At 62.0% G+C, this 23,476-nt stretch carries 23 protein-coding genes; 21 read left to right on the top strand and 2 right to left on the bottom strand.

The features are described 5' to 3' along the window. Positions 1-241 precede the first annotated feature (241 nt). The 15 genes from EOC93_RS21010 (at position 242) to EOC93_RS20940 (ending at position 13,396) form a co-directional block, all read left to right on the top strand. Positions 242-1,132, top strand: coding sequence for a VOC family protein (locus EOC93_RS21010; protein ID WP_127205574.1), 891 nt, complete (start codon positions 242-244; stop codon positions 1,130-1,132). Beyond that, complete coding sequence (kdsA, locus tag EOC93_RS21005) at positions 1,129-1,959, top strand: 3-deoxy-8-phosphooctulonate synthase (protein WP_127205573.1); 831 nt, start codon at positions 1,129-1,131, stop codon at positions 1,957-1,959. The genes EOC93_RS21010 and kdsA overlap by 4 nt, the downstream gene beginning before the upstream one ends. Before the next feature lie 100 nt (positions 1,960-2,059). Then, a complete protein-coding gene (locus tag EOC93_RS21000) occupies positions 2,060-2,263 on the top strand; it encodes a dodecin family protein (RefSeq protein ID WP_095488666.1) in 204 nt (67 codons plus the stop codon). A gap of 83 nt (positions 2,264-2,346) precedes the next feature. Then, complete coding sequence (locus EOC93_RS20995; protein WP_095488605.1) at positions 2,347-2,712, top strand: PRC-barrel domain-containing protein; 366 nt, start codon at positions 2,347-2,349, stop codon at positions 2,710-2,712. A 389-nt stretch (positions 2,713-3,101) separates the two neighbouring features. Then, on the top strand, positions 3,102-4,376 hold the full coding sequence (gene eno / locus EOC93_RS20990) for a phosphopyruvate hydratase (RefSeq protein ID WP_095488607.1): 1,275 nt from the start codon (positions 3,102-3,104) through the stop codon (positions 4,374-4,376). Between the two features lie 187 nt (positions 4,377-4,563). After that, positions 4,564-4,887, top strand: coding sequence for a septum formation initiator family protein (locus tag EOC93_RS20985; protein ID WP_095488608.1), 324 nt, complete (start codon positions 4,564-4,566; stop codon positions 4,885-4,887). Positions 4,888-5,058: 171 nt separating this feature from the next. After that, positions 5,059-6,105 (top strand): pyruvate dehydrogenase (acetyl-transferring) E1 component subunit alpha, encoded by a 1,047-nt coding sequence (gene pdhA, locus EOC93_RS20980; protein WP_095488609.1) that lies wholly within the window; start codon positions 5,059-5,061, stop codon positions 6,103-6,105. A 15-nt stretch (positions 6,106-6,120) separates the two neighbouring features. Further along, positions 6,121-7,509 carry a pyruvate dehydrogenase complex E1 component subunit beta gene (locus tag EOC93_RS20975; RefSeq protein WP_127205572.1) on the top strand — a complete coding sequence of 463 codons (1,389 nt, stop codon included), beginning with the start codon at positions 6,121-6,123 and terminating at the stop codon, positions 7,507-7,509. A gap of 18 nt (positions 7,510-7,527) precedes the next feature. Continuing rightward, positions 7,528-8,937 (top strand): pyruvate dehydrogenase complex dihydrolipoamide acetyltransferase, encoded by a 1,410-nt coding sequence (locus tag EOC93_RS20970; protein ID WP_127205571.1) that lies wholly within the window; start codon positions 7,528-7,530, stop codon positions 8,935-8,937. 14 nt (positions 8,938-8,951) lie between these two features. Next, positions 8,952-9,377, top strand: coding sequence for a hypothetical protein (locus EOC93_RS20965; RefSeq protein WP_127205570.1), 426 nt, complete (start codon positions 8,952-8,954; stop codon positions 9,375-9,377). Beyond that, entirely contained in the window at positions 9,374-10,012 is a 639-nt protein-coding gene (locus tag EOC93_RS20960) for an SGNH/GDSL hydrolase family protein (protein ID WP_127205569.1), read from the top strand. The genes EOC93_RS20965 and EOC93_RS20960 overlap by 4 nt, the downstream gene beginning before the upstream one ends. A 12-nt stretch (positions 10,013-10,024) precedes the next feature. Next, positions 10,025-11,470: a dihydrolipoyl dehydrogenase gene (lpdA, locus tag EOC93_RS20955; protein WP_127205568.1), complete on the top strand. Its 1,446-nt coding sequence runs from the start codon at positions 10,025-10,027 to the stop codon at positions 11,468-11,470. Positions 11,471-11,566: 96 nt separating this feature from the next. Further along, the gene (locus EOC93_RS20950) at positions 11,567-11,824 is read left to right on the top strand and encodes a GlsB/YeaQ/YmgE family stress response membrane protein (protein WP_095488615.1); all 258 of its coding nucleotides are present in this window, start codon (positions 11,567-11,569) and stop codon (positions 11,822-11,824) included. Between the two features lie 135 nt (positions 11,825-11,959). After that, positions 11,960-12,925, top strand: a complete 966-nt coding sequence (gene lipA / locus EOC93_RS20945) for a lipoyl synthase (protein ID WP_126106662.1) — start codon at positions 11,960-11,962, stop codon at positions 12,923-12,925. Positions 12,926-12,937: 12 nt separating this feature from the next. Continuing rightward, positions 12,938-13,396: a type II toxin-antitoxin system RatA family toxin gene (locus tag EOC93_RS20940; RefSeq protein ID WP_126106661.1), complete on the top strand. Its 459-nt coding sequence runs from the start codon at positions 12,938-12,940 to the stop codon at positions 13,394-13,396. Here EOC93_RS20940 and EOC93_RS20935 read toward each other — a convergent pair. Then, on the bottom strand, positions 13,372-13,881 hold the full coding sequence (locus tag EOC93_RS20935; protein ID WP_126106660.1) for a CinA family protein: 510 nt from the start codon (positions 13,879-13,881) through the stop codon (positions 13,372-13,374). The genes EOC93_RS20940 and EOC93_RS20935 overlap by 25 nt on opposite strands. Next, positions 13,878-15,107: a bifunctional 2-C-methyl-D-erythritol 4-phosphate cytidylyltransferase/2-C-methyl-D-erythritol 2,4-cyclodiphosphate synthase gene (locus tag EOC93_RS20930; RefSeq protein WP_127205567.1), complete on the bottom strand. Its 1,230-nt coding sequence runs from the start codon at positions 15,105-15,107 to the stop codon at positions 13,878-13,880. The genes EOC93_RS20935 and EOC93_RS20930 overlap by 4 nt, the downstream gene beginning before the upstream one ends. A 235-nt stretch (positions 15,108-15,342) precedes the next feature. Between EOC93_RS20930 and dusB the strand changes: the two genes are divergently transcribed. The 6 genes from dusB to EOC93_RS20900 form a co-directional block, all read left to right on the top strand. Then, positions 15,343-16,371, top strand: a complete 1,029-nt coding sequence (gene dusB, locus EOC93_RS20925; RefSeq protein ID WP_095488620.1) for a tRNA dihydrouridine synthase DusB — start codon at positions 15,343-15,345, stop codon at positions 16,369-16,371. Beyond that, positions 16,368-17,510 carry a nitrogen regulation protein NR(II) gene (locus EOC93_RS20920; RefSeq protein WP_095488621.1) on the top strand — a complete coding sequence of 381 codons (1,143 nt, stop codon included), beginning with the start codon at positions 16,368-16,370 and terminating at the stop codon, positions 17,508-17,510. The genes dusB and EOC93_RS20920 overlap by 4 nt, the downstream gene beginning before the upstream one ends. Continuing rightward, positions 17,507-18,967: a nitrogen regulation protein NR(I) gene (gene ntrC, locus EOC93_RS20915; RefSeq protein WP_095488622.1), complete on the top strand. Its 1,461-nt coding sequence runs from the start codon at positions 17,507-17,509 to the stop codon at positions 18,965-18,967. The genes EOC93_RS20920 and ntrC overlap by 4 nt, the downstream gene beginning before the upstream one ends. A gap of 224 nt (positions 18,968-19,191) precedes the next feature. Further along, the gene (locus tag EOC93_RS20910; protein WP_164759221.1) at positions 19,192-21,477 is read left to right on the top strand and encodes a PAS domain-containing sensor histidine kinase; all 2,286 of its coding nucleotides are present in this window, start codon (positions 19,192-19,194) and stop codon (positions 21,475-21,477) included. Beyond that, on the top strand, positions 21,467-22,828 hold the full coding sequence (locus EOC93_RS20905; protein WP_027153990.1) for a sigma-54 dependent transcriptional regulator: 1,362 nt from the start codon (positions 21,467-21,469) through the stop codon (positions 22,826-22,828). The genes EOC93_RS20910 and EOC93_RS20905 overlap by 11 nt, the downstream gene beginning before the upstream one ends. A 154-nt stretch (positions 22,829-22,982) precedes the next feature. Then, positions 22,983-23,476, top strand: a 494-nt coding sequence (locus EOC93_RS20900; protein ID WP_206532256.1) for an aminotransferase class IV, incomplete at its 3' end; no start/stop codon positions are given.

The raw sequence follows: 23,476 nt of genomic DNA, 5'->3' as shown, positions 1-23,476 counted from the left end.
GGTCAGATGTGCCCCAGGCTGCTTCGGCGCGCTCCAGACCAGTATGGCAATAACAGCCATCGCGACGACCGCTGCCGCTATGAACAGCAGGCCGATCTCGCGGCGTCGATACGCGAACCTCCGGAACACTTGCCGCTGCCGGAAATCAACCTACGTGATCCAAATGAGAAAGATGCTGGGTCCTTGCGGCGTCAGACGAGGCTCTTGAACCAACTTCCGGAATGATGCACACCGCGCCGGCATGACCGAAACGATGCCAGCAGGCCCTCATTCGCTCGACCATCTTGTGCTGCCGACCGCGAGCCTCGACGTAGCGCGGGCGCGGCTGGTTTCGCTTGGATTTGTCGTGGCGCCGACCGGCATCCATCCTTTCGGAACGGAAAACTGCTGCGTCTTCCTTGAAGACAGCACTTATCTCGAGCCGCTGGCGGTGGGCAACGCGCAAGCTGCGGCGAAAGCGATCGCGGACGGCAACGTCTTCGTCGCGCGCGATCGTGCCTATCGCGACGAGCGCGGCAATGAGGGATTTTCCGCCCTTGTCCTGGGCACCGAAAATGCGAACGCAGATCATATGCGCTATGTCGAAGCCGGCCTGTCGGCCGGAGACATGCTGAGCTTTTCGCGCGCCTTCGCTGACACAGCGGGAAAGAGCGACACGGCATCGTTCAAACTGGCCTTCGCCTCCGGTGCCGGGGCGAAGGACGCATTCCTGTTCGCCTGCGAGCGGATCAATGCGCCGAAAGTGGATCGCACCGCGTTGCAGATCCACCCCAATGGCGCAACCGGCATCATCGAAGTCGTGGCGGTCAGCGAGAAGCCATCCGAACAGCACCGATTGATCTCGATCGCGGCGCGCAGTCCCACGGCCGGGCAGGGGAGCACCGCGTTTGGCCTGCCGAACGCGACCTTGACCCTGCTTGACCCCGTCGCTTTCGAAGCGCGCGTCGGCATACTTGCCGGCGCGCCATCGGAACTCCGCTTCGCCGGGGTAGTCTTTTCAGTTCGCCGCGCAGACACGGTCGCAAAGCTGCTTGCAGCCAATTCCGTCGAACACGACATACGCGGCAATGATATTGTCGTGCGGCCGGCACCCGGACAGGGTGCGGCCTTCATCTTCCGGGAGATCGCATGAGCAAGCCCAATTCGTCCGTAACCGTCGGCAATGTCGTCTTCGGCAACACCGCGCCGCTGTCGCTGATTGCCGGCCCGTGCCAGCTTGAATCGCGCCAGCACGCCTTCGATATGGCTGGCGCGCTGAAGGAACTGACTGAGAAGCTGGGACTGGGCCTCGTCTACAAGACCAGCTACGACAAGGCCAACCGCACCTCGCTTGGCGGCACGCGCGGCGCCGGGCTCGATGCGGCGCTGCCGGTCTTCGACGATTTGCGCAAGGCGTTTTCGCTGCCGATCCTGACCGATATCCACACCGAGGAACAGTGCGCGGTCGTGGCGCCGCATGTCGACATCCTGCAGATTCCGGCTTTCCTCAGCCGCCAGACCGACCTGCTGATCGCGGCTGCAAGAACCGGTAAGGTCGTCAATGTGAAGAAGGGCCAGTTCCTCGCGCCCTGGGACATGAAGAACGTCGTCGCCAAGATCACCGGTTCCGGCAACGCCAACGTGCTGGTTACCGAGCGCGGCGCATCCTTCGGCTACAACACGCTGGTGTCCGATATGCGCGCCCTGCCGATCATGGCCGAGATCGGCGCGCCGGTGATTTTCGACGCCACGCATTCCGTGCAGCAGCCGGGCGGGCAGGGCGGCTCCACGGGTGGCGATCGGCGCTTCGTCGAGACGCTGGCGCGCGCCGCGGTTGCTGTCGGCGTCGCCGGCGTGTTCATCGAGACGCACCAGGATCCCGACAACGCCCCCTCCGATGGCCCCAATATGGTGCCGCTGAAGGATCTCCCGGCCCTGCTTGAAAGGCTGATGGCATTCGACCGCGTCGCCAAGGGCTGAGCATGCCCAGGGTCCTAAGTCCCGCCTCCCTCTAAACTTGTGGTCAACAGGTGCCGGTTGTACGCTGTCCAGGCAACCGAGTACCTTGGAGGAGGAAGCCATGCCCGTCGCCCGTGTCACCGAAATCACGTCATCGTCGAAGAAGAGCTTTCAGGACGCTATCGAACTGGGAATTGCGCGCGCTGCAAAGACTTTAAAGAACGTCGAAGGCGCCTGGATCCAGGACCAGAAGGTCGTCGTCGAGGACGGTAAGATCTCCGCCTACCGCGTCAACATGAAGGTCACCTTCATCTTGGCTGAGTGACCGACTGGCGTGGAAAAGTCTGGAACCTTCATTCGCGCCCCTCATTGTCAAGCATAGCGTCAACGACAACGAGGAGTACATAAATGACAACCCAGACAGGACACACAGAAGCCATCGCTGCCTCGCGGGTCATCGGCACATCAGTCTACAACACGGAAGGCACGCATATCGGCGACATCGAGGATGTCATGCTCGACAAGTTGTCGAATGGAATCATGTTTGCCGTGATCGGCTTTGGCGGATTTCTCGGCATCGGCGAGAAGTATCACGCCATTCCGTGGGCGACCCTCGACTATGACGAGAACAAGGGCGGCTACGTCGTGCCGTTCACCAAGGAGCAACTGAAGGCTGCTCCCGCCTATTCGATCAACGAACTGACGGGCGCCGACGGCGAGGCCGCGCGTGATGCTTCATACAGCTACTACAAGGTCGAGCCTTATTGGCACTGACCTTGATCTGCCGGAATCAAAAGGCCCTCGGTTGAACCGAGGGCCTCTTCTGCAGGATATCTACTCCGCCGCTTGAAGGGTCGACAACTCTACCGCGCCTTGTTGAGGCTGCTGAGTGTCACACGACGTCAGAAACGCCGCCGCGATCAGGAACAAACTCACAATGCCGCTCAACTGAGACATGGCGAAACTCCTCCTGTTTCGCCCCGCGCAAGTGCGAGCATAACCAGAAAGTCGCATGCCGCCAAGACTTATGATGACAGCAATTTTTGCTTCGTGAACCGGCATGGCGGAGGTGGCGGCAATATTTGCGGACACCCCGATTGCGTTTTGCAGCACTTTGGCTAAGACGTGCGCGACGCTTTGTCAGATCAAATCGGGGACATCGTATGACCGCCATCATCGACATTGTCGGGCGTGAAATCCTGGACAGCCGCGGAAACCCGACCGTCGAGGTCGACGTCGTGCTCGAAGACGGCTCGATGGGCCGCGCTGCGGTACCCTCCGGCGCATCGACCGGCGCGCATGAGGCGGTCGAGCTGCGCGACGGCGGCGCCCGCTACCTCGGCAAGGGCGTCCTGCGGGCGGTAGAGGCCGTCAATGGCGAGCTGTTCGAGGCGATTGGCGGCATGGAAGCCGAGAACCAGATCCACATCGACCAGACCATGATCGAGCTCGACGGCACGCCCAACAAGAGCCGGCTCGGCGCCAACGCCATCCTCGGCGTGTCGCTGGCAGTGGCGAAGGCTGCGGCGGAAGCGGCTGGCCTGCCGCTCTATCGCTATGTCGGCGGCACCAAGGCGCATGTGCTTCCGGTGCCGATGATGAACATCATCAACGGCGGCGCCCACGCCGACAACCCGATCGACTTCCAGGAATTCATGATCCTGCCGATCGGTGCGCCGACACTGCGTGACGGCGTGCGCTGGGGCTCGGAAATCTTCCACACGCTGAGGAAGCGGCTGAAGGACGCCGGCCATAATACCAATGTCGGCGACGAGGGCGGCTTCGCTCCTAACCTGAAGAGCGCGCCCGCTGCGCTCGATTTCATCATGGAATCGATCGAGCAGGCTGGCTTCAAGCCGGGCGAAGAGGTTGCGCTCGGTCTCGATTGCGCCGCCACCGAATTCTTCAAGGACGGCAACTACGTCTATGAAGGCGAGAAGAAGACCCGCGATCCGAAGACCCAGGCCAAATATCTGGCCAAGCTCGCCGCCGACTATCCGATCATCACCATCGAGGACGGGCTGGCCGAGGACGACTGGGACGGCTGGAAAACGCTGACCGACCTCATCGGCAAGAAGACCCAGCTGGTCGGCGACGATCTGTTCGTCACCAACACGGCGCGGCTACGCGACGGCATTCGCATGGGCGTCGCCAATTCGATCCTGGTCAAGGTCAACCAGATCGGCTCACTGACCGAGACGCTTGACGCCGTCGAGACCGCGCACAAGGCCGGCTACACCGCTGTCATGTCGCATCGCTCGGGCGAAACCGAAGATTCGACCATCGCCGATCTCGCGGTTGCCACCAATTGCGGGCAGATCAAGACAGGTTCGCTGTCGCGCTCTGATCGCATGGCCAAGTACAACCAGCTCATCCGCATCGAGGAAGAACTCGGCAAGCAGGCGCTCTATGCCGGCAAGTCGATCGTCAAAGGCTGAGCCAGCCGAAAATATCCGAAATGAAAGGGCGGGGCATTCTCCGCCCTTTTTGCTTTACACCGCCAAATCCGGCCGTCCGTAACCGTCCATTAAGCACAATTGGGCGAGAAAGGAGGCTAGGTCGCAGAGTGTTAGAGCGTCCTTTGCTCGTCCAAGAGGACGCGCGGCGCTTTATGGGATTTGGATCATGTGGACACGTCAGCACAAGCAGAGAAATACCGGGCGGCTGATCATTCCCTCGCTCTGCGTGGTGTTCCTGGCCTATTTCGGATTCCACGCCTATCACGGCGAATTCGGCATCTATTCCAAGTACCGGTTGGAAGCCGAAACCGTCGACCTGCAAGGCAAGCTCGATGCCGTCAAGGCGCGCCGGCTCGACCTGCAGCGGCGCGTTCAGCTCATGCATCAGGGCACGCTGGAGAAGGACATGCTCGACGAGCAGGCGCGCAAGGCGCTCAATATGTCCCACGCCGACGAAATCACCATCATGTTACCGGCTACAGCAAGATAACCATATTTCAGTTAATCGGCAATATTTTCAATGATTTTAATCGCTTAGACGCATGTCAGCCATGCATTTTCGGCATGGCGAAACGTCTTCTCACGTGTTAGCCTCCCCAAAATCGGTGGGGAGAACTGATCTCCCTCAGTGTCCGCAAGAGACGCCAACAGGGAGTGATGCATGGCCACCGCCGCCAGAAAAGCGCCTGCCAAATCCAAATCCAGATCCGACGGCAAATCGGCGGGGCTTTCAGCCCCCAAGCCTGTCGACTTCACCAAGCAAGAGGAGCTTGACGCCTACCGGCGCATGCTGCTTATCCGCCGCTTCGAGGAAAAGGCCGGCCAGCTCTACGGCATGGGTTTCATCGGCGGCTTCTGCCATCTCTATATCGGCCAGGAAGCAGTCGTTACCGGCATGAAGATGGCACTGGTCGATGGCGACCAGATGATCACCGCCTACCGCGATCACGGCCACATGCTGGCGATGGAACTGTCGCCGCGCGGCGTCATGGCCGAATTGACCGGCCGCCGCGGCGGCTTGTCCAGGGGCAAGGGCGGCTCCATGCACATGTTCTCCAAGGAGAAGCATTTTTACGGCGGCCACGGCATTGTCGGCGCGCAGGTTTCGCTCGGCACCGGCCTTGCTTTCGCCAACCGCTATCGCGGCAACAACAATGTGACGCTGACCTATTTCGGCGACGGCGCCGCCAATCAGGGCCAAGTCTATGAAAGCTTCAACATGGCCTCGCTGTGGAAGCTGCCGGTGATCTACATCATCGAGAACAACCGCTACGCAATGGGCACTTCGGTATCGCGTTCATCGGCCGAGACGGATTTTTCGCACCGCGGCGCCTCCTTCAAGATCCCCGGCATCCAGGTCGATGGCATGGACGTCCGCGCGGTCAAGGCAGCCGGCGATCTCGCCACCGAATGGTGCCGCGCCGGCAAGGGGCCGCTGATCCTCGAAATGCAGACTTACCGCTACCGCGGTCACTCGATGTCCGATCCGGCAAAGTACCGCTCCAAGGAAGAAGTGCAGAAGATGCGCTCCGAGCGTGACCCGATCGAGCAGGTCAAGGCGCGCCTGATCGAAAAGAAGTGGGCCGATGAGGACGAGCTCAAGGCCGTCGACAAGGAGGTTCGCGATATCGTCGCCGACGCCGCTGAATTTGCCCAGAATGACGCAGAGCCGGATCCGTCCGAGCTCTGGACCGACATCGTACTGTAACGAGAGGGCAAGGACATGCCGATCGAAATTCTCATGCCCGCTCTCTCGCCGACCATGGAAGAGGGCAATGTTTCCAAATGGTTGAAGAACGAGGGCGACAAGGTCGTCGCCGGTGACGTCATCGCCGAGATCGAAACCGACAAGGCGACGATGGAAATCGAGGCCGTCGACGAAGGCACGCTTGCCAAGATCGTGGTTCCAGCCGGCACCGAAGGTGTCAAGGTCAACGCGCTGATCGCTGTGCTCGCCGTTGATGGCGAAGATACCGACAAGGCAGGCGAAGGCGTCGGCGAAGAAGAACCTGCCAAGGCTGAAACAGCCGCGCCAGCGCCTGCTGCGGCCAAAAGCGAGGCGGCAGCACCTGTCGCCGCTGCGCCCAAGCTGGAAATTGCCGCCGATCCGGACATCCCGGTCGGCACGGAAATGGTCTCGACCACTGTGCGCGAGGCGTTGCGTGACGCGATGGCGGAAGAGATGCGCCGCGATGGCGACGTCTTCGTCATGGGCGAGGAGGTTGCCGAGTACCAGGGCGCCTACAAGATCACACAAGGGTTGCTGCAGGAGTTCGGGCCGCGTCGCGTCGTCGACACGCCGATCACCGAGCACGGTTTTGCCGGCGTCGGCGTCGGCGCGGCGATGGCCGGCCTGAAACCGATCGTCGAGTTCATGACCTTCAACTTCGCCATGCAGGCGATCGACCAGATCATCAACTCCGCCGCCAAGACGCTCTACATGTCCGGTGGCCAGATGGGCGCGCCCATCGTCTTCCGCGGGCCGAACGGCGCGGCCGCCCGCGTCGCCGCCCAACATTCGCAATGCTACGCCGCCTGGTACAGCCACATTCCCGGCCTGAAGGTGGTGATGCCCTACACCGCCGCCGACGCCAAGGGGTTGCTTAAGGCCGCGATCCGCGACCCGAACCCGATCATCTTCCTCGAAAACGAAATCCTCTATGGCCACTCCTTCGACGTGCCGAAGATGGACGATTTCGTGCTGCCGATCGGCAAGGCGCGCATCCATAAATCAGGCAAGGACGTCACCATCGTCTCCTTCGGCATTGGCATGACCTATGCGATCAAGGCCGAGGCCGAATTGCGCGGCATGGGCATCGATGCCGAGATCATCGACCTCAGGACCATCCGTCCGCTCGATTTCGATACCATTATCGCTTCGGTCAAGAAGACCAACCGTCTGGTGGTGGTGGAGGAAGGATTTCCGCAGAACTCGGTCGGCGACCACATCGCCAACCAGGTGTCGCAGCGCGCCTTCGATTTCCTCGACGCGCCGGTCATCACCATTGCCGGCAAGGACGTGCCAATGCCCTATGCGGCCAACCTCGAAAAGCTGGCGCTGCCCAATGTCGGCGAGGTCGTCGAGGCGGTCAAAGCCGTCACATATCGCTGAGCAGGGCGGGAGGACAAAATGCCGATCAACATCACCATGCCTGCCCTCTCGCCCACGATGGAAGAGGGCAATCTGTCCAAATGGCTCGTCAAGGAGGGCGACAAGGTTTCGCCGGGCGACGTGATCGCCGAGATCGAGACCGACAAGGCGACGATGGAAGTCGAGGCCGTCGACGACGGCACGGTCGCCAAGCTGGTCGTCCCGGCCGGCACCGAAGGTGTCAAGGTCAACGCGCTGATCGCCGTGCTCGCCGTCGAAGGCGAGGATGCGGCGGCCGCCGCGAAGAGCGGTGACGGCGCTGCGCCGGCAAAGGCCGAGGCCAAGCAGGACAAGGCGCCAATCTCCCCACCCGTGGGGGAGATGTCGACGAAGTCGACAGAGGGGGGCGCTGTCCCTCCAGCCGTAGGGAGCAAAGCGCCCCCCTCTGGCCTGCCGGCCATCTCCCCCACAAGGGGGGAGATCAGCCAATCGCCGGACGGCCGCACCTTCGCCTCGCCGCTGGCCCGTCGCATCGCCCTGGAAGCCGGCGTCGACGTCTCAGCGGTGACCGGTTCCGGCCCGCATGGCCGCGTGGTCAAGGCCGATGTCGATGCAGCTATTTCCAGCGGCAGCGCCAAGGCGCCCGCTGCAAAAGCGGCGCCCGCCGGCGCTCCGGCTCCAGCTGTCGCAGCCAAGCCAATGTCGGACGACCAGGTGCTGAAACTGTTCGCCGAAGGCTCCTACGAGCTTGTTCCGCACGACAACATGCGCAAGACCATCGCGCGCCGGCTGGTCGAGGCCACGACCACCATCCCGCATTTCTACCTGACGCTCGACTGCGAGCTCGATGCGCTTCTGGCGCTGCGCACGCAGATCAATGCGGCTGCCCCGGTGAAGAAGACCGACAAGGGTGAGGTGCCGGCCTACAAGCTGTCGGTCAACGACATGGTCATCAAAGCGATGGCGATGGCGCTGATGGCGGTGCCGGATGCCAATGCCTCATGGACCGAGAGTGCCATGGTCAAGCACAAGCATGCCGATGTCGGTGTCGCGGTCTCGATCCCCGGCGGCCTGATCACGCCGATCATCCGGCGTGCCGACGAAAAGACCCTGTCGGTCATTTCCAATGAGATGAAGGATCTTGCCAGCCGTGCCCGCAGCCGCAAGCTGAAGCCGGAAGAATATCAGGGCGGCACCACGGCAGTGTCTAATCTCGGCATGTTCGGCATCAAGGACTTTGCCGCCGTCATCAACCCGCCGCATGCGACGATCCTGGCGGTCGGCGCCGGCCAGGAGCGCGCGGTGGTCAGGAGCGGCGAGATCAAGATCGCCACCATCATGTCGGTGACGCTGTCGACAGATCACCGCGCCGTCGACGGTGCGCTCGGCGCCGAACTGCTCGTCGCCTTCAAGCGCATGATCGAAAACCCGATGGGCATGCTGGTCTAGAAAGGAAGAAGGCGGTGCGGAAATTCTTCACCAGCCTTTTTGCCTTCATCCTTTCCGGTTTGGCCGGCGGATTGGTGGCGCAGGGGCTCGCCGTCGCCACTGATGCCGACGTAGAGTACATCCTTGTGTTCATGATCTCGGCTCTCGTCACCATCCTCGTGACGGTCGCCCTCTTCATCGCGCAGTTTATGTCGAACCCGCAAAGCGCGATAAACCTGACGTCGCTTATCGCGGTTGCGTTTTTTGTGCTCGTCGGGGTTGGCCTGATCACCTGGACTTTCTCCCAGCCATCCGGAAAGAGCCAGTTGCCGAGCGATCTTCCCATTGTCGCCGGCCTCGTCCTGCCGGGCCTCGCCACGGTGTTGGTCCAGTGGCTGTTCTTTGGCTGGCGGGTAAAGCGCGCACAAGCAGGATTTGGCAGGAGCGGGGCAAACGCATGAAAACAGTCCTTTGCTACGGGGACTCGCTGACCTGGGGCTATGATGCGGCAAGCCTGGATCGCCACCCGCTCGAGGACCGTTGGCCGAGCGTGCTGCGGGCGACGTTGGGAGGCGGTATCGAGGTCATCGCTGAAGGCTTGAACGGCCGCACAACGGCTTTCGACGATCATCTGGCCGGCGCCGACCGTAACGGCGCTAGAGTGCTGCCGACGATCCTGATGACGCATGCGCCGATCGACCTGATCATCATCATGCTCGGCGCCAACGACATGAAGCCGTGGATCCACGGCAATCCGGTCGCCGCTAAGCAAGGCATCGAGCGCCTGATCGATATCGTGCGCGGGCACGACTACCCGTTCGACTGGCCGGCGCCGCAGATCCTGATCGTCGCGCCGCCCGCGGTCAGCCGTACGGAAAACGCCGAATTCAAGGAAATGTTCGCCGGCGGCGATGAAGCCTCGAAGCGGCTGGCACCACAATATTCCGCCCTCGCCGACGAGGCCGGCTGCGGCTTCTTCGATGCGGGCACGGTGGCTGAGACCACGCCGCTCGACGGCGTCCATCTCGACGCGGAGAACACGCGGAAAATCGGGCAGGCATTGGCGCCGCTCGTGCGCGTCATGCTGGAATTGTGAAGGAGAAGATCCGTGGCTGAGAATTACGACGTCATCATCATCGGCTCCGGCCCCGGCGGCTACGTCACGGCGGTGCGTTCAGCCCAGCTCGGCTTCAAGACGGCGATCGTCGAGCGCGAGCATCTCGGCGGCATCTGCCTTAACTGGGGCTGCATCCCGACCAAGGCGCTGCTGCGCTCGGCCGAGATCATGCATTATTCGGATCATCTGAAGGACTATGGATTGAAGATCGACGGCAAGGTCAGCGTCGACACCGCTGCCGTCGTCGACCGCTCGCGGAAGGTCTCGCTGCGGCTGAACGGTGGCGTCGCCTTCCTGATGAAGAAGAACAAGGTCGACGTCATCTGGGGCGAAGCCAAGCTCTCCAGGCCCGGTGAGGTTGTTGTTTCGAAATCCTCCAAGAAGCCGATGGAGCCGCAGCCGCCGGCGCCCAAGGGCGTCAAGGGCGAGGGCACCTACACCGCAAAGCACATCATTCTTGCCACCGGCGCCAGGCCGCGTGCGCTGCCCGGCATCGAGCCTGACGGCAAACTGATCTGGACCTATTTCGAGGCGATGGTGCCGAAGGAGATGCCGAAGTCGCTGCTGGTGATGGGTTCGGGCGCGATCGGCATCGAATTCGCTTCGTTCTACCGCACCATGGGCGCCGAGGTGACGGTGGTCGAGCTGCTGCCGGCGGTAATGCCGGTCGAGGACGCAGAGGTCTCGAAATTCGCGCAGAAGCAGTTCGAGAAGCAAGGCATGAAGATCATTCTCGAAGCCAAGGTGACCAAGGTCGAGAAGGGCACGAACTCGGTTACTGCGCATGTCGAGATGAAGGACGGCAAGGTCGAGAAGATCACCGCGGATCGGATGATCTCGGCCGTCGGCGTGCAGGGCAACATCGAGAATCTCGGGCTCGAAGCGCTCGGTGTGAAGACCGAACGCGGCTGCGTTGTCGTTGACGGTTACGGCAAGACCAATGTGCCCGGCATCTATGCCATCGGCGATGTCGCCGGCCCGCCGATGCTCGCCCACAAGGCCGAACATGAAGGCGTGGTCTGCGTGGAGAAGATCGCAAATTTCCCCGGCGTGCACGCCACGGACAAGCTGAAGATTCCGGGCTGCACCTATTGCAACCCGCAGGTTGCCTCCGTCGGCTTGACTGAAGCGAAAGCGAAGGCCGAGGGCAAGGACATCCGCGTCGGTCGCTTCCAGTTCGCCGCCAACGGCAAGGCCATTGCGCTCGGCGAGGATCAGGGCTTCGTCAAGACCATCTTCGACAAGATGACCGGGCAGTTGCTTGGCGCGCATATGGTTGGCGCCGAAGTGACTGAGCTGATCCAGGGTTTTGTCGTGGCGATGAATCTGGAGACCACCGAGGAAGAACTGATGCACACGATTTTCCCGCACCCAACGCTGTCGGAGATGATGAAGGAAAGCGTCCTAGACGCCTATGGCCGCGCGCTGAACGCATGATAAATCGGCCGCTTGAGGCTCAACACGCGAGAGCCAAGGAACTCGACGGCAAGGTAATTCGTTTCCGGATGCATTCATCACACAAGGATAGGGCATATGGACGTGAACGGCGTGGGCTGGGTAGCAGCGATCATCATCGGCGGTTTGGCAGGATGGCTTGCCGAGATGTTCATGAAGAGCAACACCGGCATCCTGATGAACATCATTCTTGGCATCGTTGGCGCGATCGTGCTGAATGCCATCCTGCAGGCGCTCAACATCGGCGCCTTCGGCGCCGGCTGGATCGCCTATCTGATCACCGGCTTCATCGGTGCCTGCCTGCTGATCTGGGTAGGGCGCATGGTGCGCCGTTAGTTGCTGAACTCTTGCCATGCGAACGCGGCTGTGGCGGCATGCGCCGCCGCGGCCTTTTTCTTTGCAGCGAAAAGTCTTAGATGACTTGTGAAAAGCGAACGTCGGACAGGCGATCGCCAACGAACCGGATTTCAGATGGTCACCGTCCTCGACACGATCGCCAATGCGCCGCGCCTGCGGCATCCTGAAAAGGCGCACAAGCCCGACCAGGACGTGCTGCGCAAGCCCGACTGGATCCGCGTCAAGGCGCCGATGTCGAAAGGCTATGCCGAGACGCGCGAGATCGTGAAGTCGCACAAGCTCGTGACGGTGTGCGAAGAGGCCGGTTGCCCCAATATCGGCGAGTGCTGGGAAAAGAAGCACGCCACCTTCATGATCATGGGCGAGATCTGCACGCGCGCCTGCGCCTTCTGCAACGTGGCTACCGGTATACCGACCGCGCTCGATCCCGATGAGCCGGCCCGCGTCGCCCACGCTGTCAAGCAGATGGGTCTGACCCATGTCGTCATCACCTCCGTCGACCGCGACGATCTCGCCGATGGCGGAGCTCAGCACTTTGCCGAGGTCATCCGCGCCATCAGGGCGGCAACGCCGTCGACGACGATCGAAATCCTGACGCCCGACTTCCTGCGCAAGGAAGGCGCGCTGGAGATCGTGGTGGCGGCGAAGCCCGACGTTTTCAACCATAATCTGGAGACCGTGCCGTCGAACTATCTGACGGTCCGGCCGGGCGCCCGCTATTTCCATTCGATCAGGCTGTTGCAACGGGTCAAGGAGCTCGATCCGTCGATCTTCACCAAATCCGGCATCATGGTTGGCCTTGGCGAGGAGCGGAACGAGATCCTGCAGCTGATGGACGATCTGCGTTCGGCCAATGTCGACTTCATGACCATCGGCCAGTACCTGCAGCCGTCGAAGAAGCATCATCCGGTTATCCGCTTCGTCACGCCGGAGGAATTCAAGTCCTTCGAGACCATCGGCAAGACCAAGGGCTTCCTGCTGGTGGCGTCAAGCCCGCTGACGCGCTCGTCGCACCATGCCGGCGACGATTTCGCCAGGCTGCGCGCGGCGCGCGAAGCGTTTCTCAGAAAGTCCGCCTAACACACTGGTTTCATGCCGCAATTCGAAGCCCACCGTCGCGTTTCCCATACGCCGGAGCAGATGTTTGCTCTGGTTGCCGATGTCGAATCCTATCCACAATTCCTGCCGCTTTGCGAGGCGCTGACGGTTCGCTCGCGCAAGGAACGCAACGGCCGCACACTGCTCATCGCCGACATGAGCATCGGCTACAAGGCGATCCGCGAGACTTTCACCACGCAGGTGCTGCTAAAGCCTGACGAGAACGCCATCGACGTAAAATACATCGACGGTCCGTTCAAATATTTGAGCAATGCCTGGCGTTTCGAGCCGGCCGACGGCGGTTGCAACGTCTGCTTCTTCATCGACTACGAATTCAAGAGCCGTATTCTGGGCGCGGTGATGGGAACGATGTTCGATCGCGCCTTCCGCATGTTCTCCGAGGCGTTCGAGAAGCGCGCCGACGTCATCTATGGGCCAGCGCCAGCAGCCTGATCCGCAGCGAGTGCGCGCAAGCCCAGTTCAAGCGCATGCTTGACCGTCGCCTGGCGGATGAAATTGCGGCCTTTGTCGGTGAACAACTGACATTCGCTGACGACCGGCCGACCAGTCAAGGCGACACCGAACCAGACCAGGCCGACGGGCTTTTCCGTCGAGCCGCCGCCTGGACCGGCAATGCCGGTGACGGCGAGGGTCAGTCCGGCGCGCGAACGGGTCAGGGCGCCCTGCGCCATCTCGATCGCCGTTTCCCGCGAGACCGCGCCATGCGCCTCAAGCGTGGCGGCGGAAACGCCGAGCATCTCCGTCTTCGCCTCGTTGGAATAGGTGATGAAACCCCGGTCGACCACCGTGGAAGAGCCGGCGATGTCGGTCAGGGCGGCGATGATCATGCCGCCGGTGCAGCTCTCGGCCGTCGCCAGCATGATGTCGCGCTGCTGGCAGGCTTGAAGCAGGGCATCTGCGAGATCGTTGTTGCTCATTCGGGGACATCCCCTGGAAACACGACACTGGCGGTCGCGATGGCGGCTATCCCTTCCTCGCGGCCGACAAAGCCGAGCTTTTCGTTGGTTGTCGCCTTGATCGAGACACGGTTCCGGGAAATTCCCAGCATTGCCGAAAGGGTTTCTGTCATTGCTTCGCGATGCGGGCCGACCCGTGGCGCCTCGCAGATCAGCGTTATGTCGGCATTTGCGATGCGCCCGCCGCGCGCGCGCACCAGTCTCGCCGCATGTTCGACGAAGATCCGCGAGGCCGCGCCCTTCCACTGCGGATCCGATGGCGGGAAATGCGTGCCGATGTCGCCGGCGCCGCAGGTGGCGAGCAGCGCGTCGGTCAAGGCGTGCAGGCCGACGTCGGCGTCCGAATGGCCGGACAGTTTCTTGTCGTGCGGGATGGAGACGCCGCACAGGATGACATGGTCACCGGGCTCGAACGCATGAACGTCGTAGCCATTGCCGGTGCGGATGTCTGGAAAGCGCGGCCGTTCGCCGGAAAGCCGCTGATCCGCCATCGAAATATCTCTTGCCCAGGTGAGTTTGACATTATCCGGCGAGCCCGGAACGATCTTCACCGGAATATGTGCCCACTCGGCGATCGCGGCATCGTCGGTGAAGTCCGCCTTGCCGAGATGATGTGCCTTTTCGTGGGCGGCCAGGATTGGCCAAAACGGAAAGCCTTGCGGCGTCTGGGCTGAATGAAGCCCGTTCCTGGAAACCGTCTCGCCGATCATGCCGGCGGCCGATTCACGTTTCAGCGTGTCGGCGACTGGTAGGGCAGGCAGCGCTCCCTGGCGTTCGCCGATGGCGGCGATCGTACGGTCTATCAATTCCGCGTCGACGAACGGGCGAACGGCATCATGGACCAGAACCTGGCCCGGCGCATGGCCTCTCAGCGCAAGCAGCCCGAGCCGAACGGAGTCTTGCCTGGACGCGCCACCCGTTACCGTGACGACCCGATCGGCGTTGGCTCCGGCGGCGGTGCGAAAAAGCGCGCTGTCGTCGGCATGGATGGCGACGACGACGGGACCGATTCTCGGATGCGCCAAAAACACGTCCAGTGTGCGCGCGATGACGGCACGGCCACCGATCCTTTGGTATTGCTTTGGTCCGTCGGCCTGACCCGCGCGCGCGCCGCGGCCGGCAGCGACAATAACGACTGCAACTTTGTTGTCCGCCGCCGAGGCTTGCTTTTCGCTTGCATCTGTCATGCCGAGACGCTTAGCGCATGATCCCGAAAAGTGGAATCGCTTTTCGGAAGAGATCATGCGCAGATGCAAAGTGCCCAAGGCGTCCTTCCCAAAGAAGCACGGCGCTTGGGCGCGGTAGGGGCTGAAGGCCGGCATTTTTCCTAAATGCGCCTTAATGCGACGTCATTGCGCGTTGCACTTCGCTATCATTCTGGCTAGAGAATGTGCAGCAATTAAAAATGCTTGGTTTTTGTGCATGCTTGACCTGACCAAATTGGCTTCGCCGCTGGACGTGGGAAGTGTGAGAATCCGCAATCGCGCCTTCCTCGCGCCCATGTCGGGTATTTCAGATGAGCCGTTCCGGCAGCGTGCCTATGCGCACGGCGCCGGGTTGGTCGTGTCGGAGATGGTGGCGAGCGGCGAGCTTGCCAAAGGCAGGGCCGGTTGCGGCTTGCGCATCCGTCATTCCGGGCTGCCTGTTCACATGGTGCAGCTTGCCGGCCGTGAGGCGGCGCACATGGCCGAGGGCGCCCGTATAGCCGCGGGCGAGGGCGCCGACATCATCGACATCAACATGGGCTGCCCGGCCAAGAAGGTGACGGGCGGCTATGCCGGTTCGGCGCTGATGCGCGATCTCGATCACGCTTTGTCGCTGATCGAGGCGGTGGTCGGCGCGGTCGAGGTGCCGGTCACGGTCAAGATGCGGCTCGGCTGGGACGAAAGCGCGCTCAACGCGCCGATGCTAGCGCGCCGCGCTGAGCAGGCGGGCGTCAAGATGGTGACAGTGCATGGCCGCACGCGCTGCCAGTTCTACCAGGGCAAGGCCGACTGGCGCGCCATCGCACGCGTAAAGCAGGCTGTGTCGATACCGGTCGTTGCCAATGGCGATGTCGGCTCGCTGGCCGAGGCAGCAATGATCCTCGACCAGTCGGGCGCCGACGCGGTGATGATCGGCCGCGCGCATTATGGCGCGCCGTGGACGGCAGGCAGCATCGCGACAGCCGCGGCAAAGAAGGCAACGCCCGGCGTGCCTGAAAGCCCTGAAGTGTTGGCCGACTATGTCGTTGCCCACTACGAGGACATGCTGACGCTCTACGGCACCGAAAGCGGCGTGCGCCAGGCGCGCAAGCATCTTGGCTGGTATCTCGACCGCCACGCCGCTGGCGTCGCTGATGAGCAGCGAAAGGCCATCCTCACCTCCTTCGAGCCCGTCCGCGTCATTGCCGCGTTGCGCGAGGTGCTTTCACACGCTCCCGAGGCGATGAACCTGCGGGGCGCGGCATGAATGCCACCGTTACACAGAGCACGGATATGGCGGACGCCGCCCACATCGTGCTCAACACCATCCGCCGCCCGGTGATCATGGTCGATGCGGAAGGGTTCATCACCTTCGCCAATGCCGATGCCGAGGATTTCTTCCGCTCGAGCGCGACCATGCTCGCCCGTAACACACTACCCAAGCTCATTCCCTTCGGCAGCCCGTTGCTGACGCTTGTCGACCAGGTGCGCGAGCGCCGGGCACCCGTCAACGAATATCGGGTCGATGTGTCGTCGCCGCGCCTTGGCATTGAGAAAGTTGTCGATCTCTATGTCGCCCCGGTGTCGGAATTTCCGGGTTCCGTCGTGGTGATGTTCCAGGAGCGATCGATGGCCGACAAGATCGATCGGCAGATGACGCATCGCGGCGCGGCACGCTCGGTGACCGGCTTGGCCGCGATGCTTGCCCACGAGATCAAGAACCCGCTATCCGGCATACGGGGTGCTGCCCAGCTGCTCGAACTGTCTGCTTCCGATGAAGATCGCGCGCTGACCCGGCTGATCACCGACGAGACCGACCGCATCGTCTCGCTGGTCGATCGCATGGAGGTGTTTTCCGACGAGCGACCGATCGACCGCTATCCGGTCAATATTCATGTCGTGCTCGACCATGTGAAGGCGATTGCCAAGAACGGTTTTGCCAAGCGGATCAAGATATTGGAGGATTATGATCCATCATTGCCTCCGGTTTTTGCCAATCGTGATCAGCTCATCCAGGTGTTCCTCAACCTGGTCAAGAATGCTGCCGAGGCCATTGGCGGCGATCCGCAAGGCGAGATCACCCTGTCGACCGCGTTCCGGCCGGGCATACGTGTCTCCGTTCCGGGATCGCAAGGCCGCGTGTCGCTGCCGCTCGAATTCTGCGTGCGCGACAACGGCTCCGGCGTTTCCGAAGATATCCTGCCGATCCTGTTCGATCCCTTCATCACCACCAAGCCGAACGGGTCGGGGCTTGGTCTTGCGCTGGTCGCGAAAATAGTCGGCGAGCATGGCGGCATCATCGAATGCGATTCGACGCCGCGCGGAACCACTTTCCGCATTCTGATGCCAGCCTGGAAAGAAACGCCGTTCGGCACAGACGATGATGGCGAAGGAGACCGCAAATGACGGTTCGCGGCAATATTCTCGTCGCCGACGACGATGCGGCCATCCGCACGGTCCTCAACCAGGCGCTTTCGCGCGTCGGTCATGAGGTGCGCGTGACCTCCAACGCCTCGACGCTGTGGCGCTGGGTGGCGGCGGGCGAGGGCGATCTCGTCATCACTGACGTGGTCATGCCGGACGAGAACGCCTTCGATATGCTGCCGCGCATCAAGAAGGCGCGGCCGGAACTGCCCGTCATCGTCATGAGCGCCCAGAACACGTTCATGACCGCGATTCGCGCCTCCGAGACCGGCGCCTACGAATATCTGCCGAAACCGTTCGACCTGACCGAGCTTCTCAACATCGTCAACCGGGCGCTTTCCGAACCCCGACGGCCAAAGATAGATGCGCGGGCGGACGAGCCGCCGGAAACGATGCCGCTGGTCGGCCGTTCGGCCGCCATGCAGGATATCTACCGCATGCTGGCGCGCATGATGCAGACCGACCTGACGGTGATGATTTCAGGCGAATCGGGCACCGGCAAGGAGCTGGTGGCACGCGCGCTGCACGAATACGGCCGCCGCCGCGGCGGGCCCTTCGTTGCGATCAACATGGCGGCGATCCCGCGCGACCTGATCGAATCGGAACTGTTCGGGCACGAGAAGGGCGCCTTCACCGGCGCGCAGAACCGCTCCACCGGCCGTTTCGAGCAGGCCGAAGGCGGCACGCTCTTCCTCGACGAGATCGGCGACATGCCGATGGAAGCGCAGACGCGCCTGCTGCGTGTCCTGCAACAGGGCGAATACACCACGGTCGGCGGCCGCACGCCGATCAAGACCGACGTGCGCATCGTCGCCGCTACCAACAAGGATCTGCGCACGCTGATCAATCAGGGGCTTTTCCGCGAGGATCTCTTCTATCGCCTGAACGTCGTGCCGCTAAGGCTGCCGGCGCTGCGCGAGCGGTCCGAGGACGTTCCGGATCTCGTGCGGCACTTCTTCAAGCTCGGCGCCAGCGAAGGCCTGCAGACCAAGCGCATTTCCACCGGCGGCATCGAGCTGATGAAGCGCTATCCGTGGCCCGGCAACGTGCGCGAGCTCGAAAACCTTGTCCGCAGGCTGGCCGCGCTCTATTCGCAGGATGAGATTTCCGCCGAGATCATCGAGGCGGAACTGAAGACCGGCGAGAGGCCGGTCGTTCCCGGTGGCGGCAACCTCATTCCCGACGACCTGTCCATCGGCCAGGCGGTGGAACATTTCCTGCAGCGGTATTTTGCGTCATTCGCCGGCGATTTGCCGCCTGCCGGCCTCTATCAGCGCATTCTCTCCGAGGTCGAATATCCGCTGGTGCTGGCCTCGATGACGGCAACCCGCGGCAATCAGATCAAGGCTGCGGAGCTCCTGGGCCTCAACCGCAACACGCTGCGCAAGAAAATTCGCGAACTCGGCGTCAACGTCTACAAATCGACCAGGCAGGCTTAGAGCGACGTACGTTCCACGCGGGCGTACAAACGTTCGCTATAACGCTTTGAGTTTCGCGTCGTGCCTTCCGAAAATCGATCCCGATTTTCGGGCCGATGCGAATAGAGCGACGCCTTTTTCCGGGGGATCGATCGCCGAAACATTTCCGTCCAGGTCACACTTGTTGCATAATCGCCACAATGCGTTGCATACATCCGACGCAATCACTGGCTCTAGACGGCGACATGGCTTCACAGGCACCGACACTGAGCGAACCGCTTTTCAGCGAACCCGGCACAAGGGAAGGGCGCCGGCTGCTTGCGCTGCCCGGCGTGGTGGCAGTTGCCGGTGCGCTGGTTACGGCGGCGATCTCCTTCGCCATTCTCGTCGGTGCCACGCCGATCACGCCGGACGAGAGGACGACGCTGGCGCTCATCGCCCTCAACGCGGCGTTCATCGTGTTTCTGATTGCGCTGGTCGGTCGCGAAGTGCATCGCATTTTGATGGCGCGCCGGCGCGGCAAGGCGGCGTCGCGGCTGCATGTACGGATCGTCGCGATGTTCGCGCTAGTCGCCGCGATTCCCGCCATCATGGTGGCGATCATCGCGTCGATCACACTCGACATTGGTCTTGATCGCTGGTTCGAGATCCGCACCAAGACGATCGTCAATTCGTCGCTGTCGATCGCCGATGCCTATGTGCAGGAGAACGCGCGCAATCTCCAGGGAACGACCCTGTCGATGGCCTACGATCTCGACGCCTCCCGCACGCTCTATGGCCTCGATAGAACCGGCTTCCTCGACCTCATGAACAAGGAAGCCGTCGGACGCTCGCTGGCCCATGCCGCGCTGGTCAAGCCAGACGGTTCATTCGTCATGAGCGCCAAGACCGACGCCGATTTCGCCATGCCGGAGCCGCCGGAAGGCGCCATGAGCAGTGCCGCCGACGGCAGGCCGGTGCTGATCGAGCCGAAGACGCGCAACATCATGGGCGCCATCGTCAAGCTGCGCGAGATCGAAGGGCTTTATCTCTACACCATCCGCCTCGTCGATCCCGAGGTGATCAAGGCGCGACAGATTGTCAGGTCCAACACCGACGAATATCGCGGTCTGGAAGCCAATCGCCGCACCTCGCAGGTGGCCTTCGCACTTCCCTACCTGTCGCTGACGCTGATCATCATTCTGTCCGCCATCTGGACCGGCATTGCCGTGGCTGATCGCCTGGTGCGGCCCATCCGCCAGCTCATCGGCGCGGCCGACGAGGTTGCGACCGGCAATCTCGACGTTGCCGTGCCCGTTCGGCCCTCCGACGGCGACGTCGCCTCGCTCGGCGACACCTTCAACAAGATGCTGCTGGAACTGAAATCGCAGCGTAACGAGATTCTGTCCGCCAAGGATTTGATCGACGAGCGGCGGCGTTTTTCGGAAGCCGTGCTTGCCGGCGTCACCGCCGGCGTCATCGGCGTCGATCCCTATGGTATCGTCACCATCGTCAACCGATCGGCCGAAACGATGCTGGCCATTTCCGCCACTGCCGCACTCGGGCAAAATCTCTCCGCCGTGCTGCCGCATGTCGGCCGCGTCTTCGAGATCGGCCGCAAGTCGGGAAAGCCTGTCCACCGCGAGCAGGTGACCTTCTATCGCGCCGGCACGGAGCGGACCTTCAACGTGCAGATCACGGTCGAGGCCGGCGACGACGGTTCGGAGGAGAAATCCTATGTCGTGACGGTCGACGACATCACCGATCTGGTCCAGGCGCAGCGTTCCTCGGCATGGGCGGATGTGGCGCGGCGCATCGCCCACGAGATCAAGAACCCGCTGACACCGATCCAGCTTTCCGCCGAGCGCATCAAGCGCCGTTACGGCAAAGTCATCACCGAAGACCGCGAGGTTTTCGATCAGTGCACCGACACGATCATCAGGCAGGTGGAGGATATCGGCCGCATGGTCGACGAGTTCTCCGCTTTCGCACGCATGCCCAAGCCCGAAATGAAGGCCCTCGATTTGCGCGAGTCGTTGCGCGAAGCCTCGTTCCTCGTCGAAGTGAGCCGCGCCGATATCACCTTCGAGCGCGTATTCGGCAACGAACCGCTCAAGGGCACTTTCGACAGCCGCCTGATGGCGCAGGCTTTTGGCAATATTATCAAGAACGCAGCCGAGGCGATCGACGGACTTGATCAAAAGGACCGCTCGCACGGCATAATCCGGATTCAAGCCGGGCGCCAGAATGGCGCGATTCGCATTGACGTCATCGACAATGGCAAGGGCTTGCCGCGCGAGAATCGTCAGCGATTGCTCGAGCCTTACATGACGACACGCGAGAAGGGCACGGGGCTCGGCCTCGCTATCGTCAAGAAGATAGTGGAAGACCATGGCGGCCGGCTCGAACTGCATGACGCGCCGGTGGATTTCCACGGCGGGCGGGGCGCGATGATCAGCATCATCCTGCCGCTTGCCGCCACCGTGCCGTCGAGCGGCGAAGGCAGGACGGAACACGAAAGAGAAACTGAAAAGGTCGGTAATGGCGTCTGACATTCTCATCGTCGATGACGAGGAAGACATCCGCGAACTTGTCGCCGGTATCCTGAGCGACGAAGGTCACGAAACCCGCACGGCATTCGATGCCGACAGCGCCCTGGCGGCGATCGCCGACCGGGCGCCGAGGCTGATTTTCCTCGACATCTGGCTGCAGGGCTCACGTCTGGACGGACTGGCGCTGCTGGACGAGATCAAGACAATGCATCCGAGCCTGCCCGTGGTGATGATCTCGGGCCACGGCAACATCGAAACGGCGGTCTCGGCCATACGTCGCGGCGCCTATGACTTCATCGAGAAGCCGTTCAAGGCCGACAGGCTGATCCTTATCGCCGAACGTGCGATTGAAACCTCGAAGCTGAGACGCGAGGTTTCGGATCTCAAGCTGCGCAGCGGCGAAACCTTCGACCTGATCGGCATGTCGTCGGCGATGAGCCAGTTGCGTCAGACCATCGAACGCGTCGCGCCGACCAACAGCCGCGTCATGATCATCGGCCCGTCCGGGTCGGGCAAGGAACTCGCGGCACGCGCCATCCACACACTGTCGGCGCGCAAGGGGGCACCGTTCGTCACGCTGAGCGCTGCCAACATCACGCCCGAACGCATGGAAGTCGAGCTGTTCGGCACCGAATCAAACGGTGTCGAACGCAAGGTCGGCGCGCTTGAGGAAGCCCATCGCGGCATTCTCTACATTGACGAAGTGGCCGACATGCCGCGCGAAACGCAAAACAAGATCCTGCGCGTGCTGGTCGAACAGCAGTTCGAGCGGGTAGGGGGCACCAAACGGGTCAAGGTCGATGTCCGAATCATTTCATCGACCTCGCAGAACCTGGAGGCGATGATCGCCGACGGTCGTTTCCGGGAGGATCTATATCACCGCCTGGCGGTGGTTCCGGTGATGGTACCGGGACTGGCCGAACGGCGGGAGGACATTCCCTATTTGGTCGACAATTTCATGAAGCAGATCGCCCGCCAGGCCGGCATCCGGCCGCGGCGCATCGGCGACGACGCGCTGGCGGTACTGCAGGCGCACAACTGGCCGGGCAACGTCCGCCAGTTGCGCAACAATGTCGAGCGGCTGATGATCCTGGCGCGCGGCGACGATATCGATGCGCCGATCACCGCCGACCTCTTGCCTGCCGAGATCGGCGATGTCATGCCGCGCACGCCAAACCAATCCGATCAGCACATCATGGCGCTGCCGCTGCGTGAGGCGCGCGAACAGTTCGAAAAGGATTATCTGATCGCCCAGATCAACCGTTTTGGCGGCAACATCTCGAAAACGGCCGAGTTCATCGGCATGGAGCGCTCGGCGCTTCACCGCAAGCTGAAGTCGCTGGGCGTCTGATAGCCAATCCAATGGTGGCCTACGCAATTATCGGTTACGGCGCTGGCGGAATCGCATAAGAAAGCGCCGCGCGTCTTTTGGGATGCGCAAAGGACGCTGTAGCATTTTGATTTTTGCGCATGACCCATGCGCTGACTTCTCCAGGGGTGACCTCATGCCGCGCATTGCCTATGTGAACGGGCGCTACGTCGCTCACGCCGACGCTTTCGTGCATATCGAGGACCGTGGCTATCAGTTCGCCGATGGTGTCTACGAGGTCTGCGAGGTAGCGCGCGGCTTCATCGTCGATATGCCTCGCCATCTCGGACGGCTGAACCGCTCGCTGACCGAATTGTCGATCGACTGGCCGGTCACGCGGGGCGTGTTGCCGATTATCATGCGCGAGGTGGTTCGCCGCAACCATGTCACCGATGGCCTGGTCTATCTTCAGGTGACGCGTGGCGTCGCCAGCCGTGACTTTATTTTCCCGGCGGCGGGCACGAAGCCGTCGCTGGTGGTGACCGCCAGGAAAGCCGACCCCGCTGCTGCAGCGAAGAGGGCCGAAAGCGGAATCAAGGTTATCACCGTGCCGGAGAATCGTTGGGACCGGGTCGATATCAAGTCGGTCGGCCTGTTGCCAAATGTGCTCGCCAAGCAGAAGGCTAAGGA

The sequence above is a fragment of the Mesorhizobium sp. M6A.T.Ce.TU.002.03.1.1 genome (assembly GCF_003997275.1).
Classification (GTDB): Bacteria; Pseudomonadota; Alphaproteobacteria; order Rhizobiales; family Rhizobiaceae; genus Mesorhizobium; species Mesorhizobium mediterraneum.
This window is presented reverse-complemented; position numbering and strand designations above follow the sequence as displayed.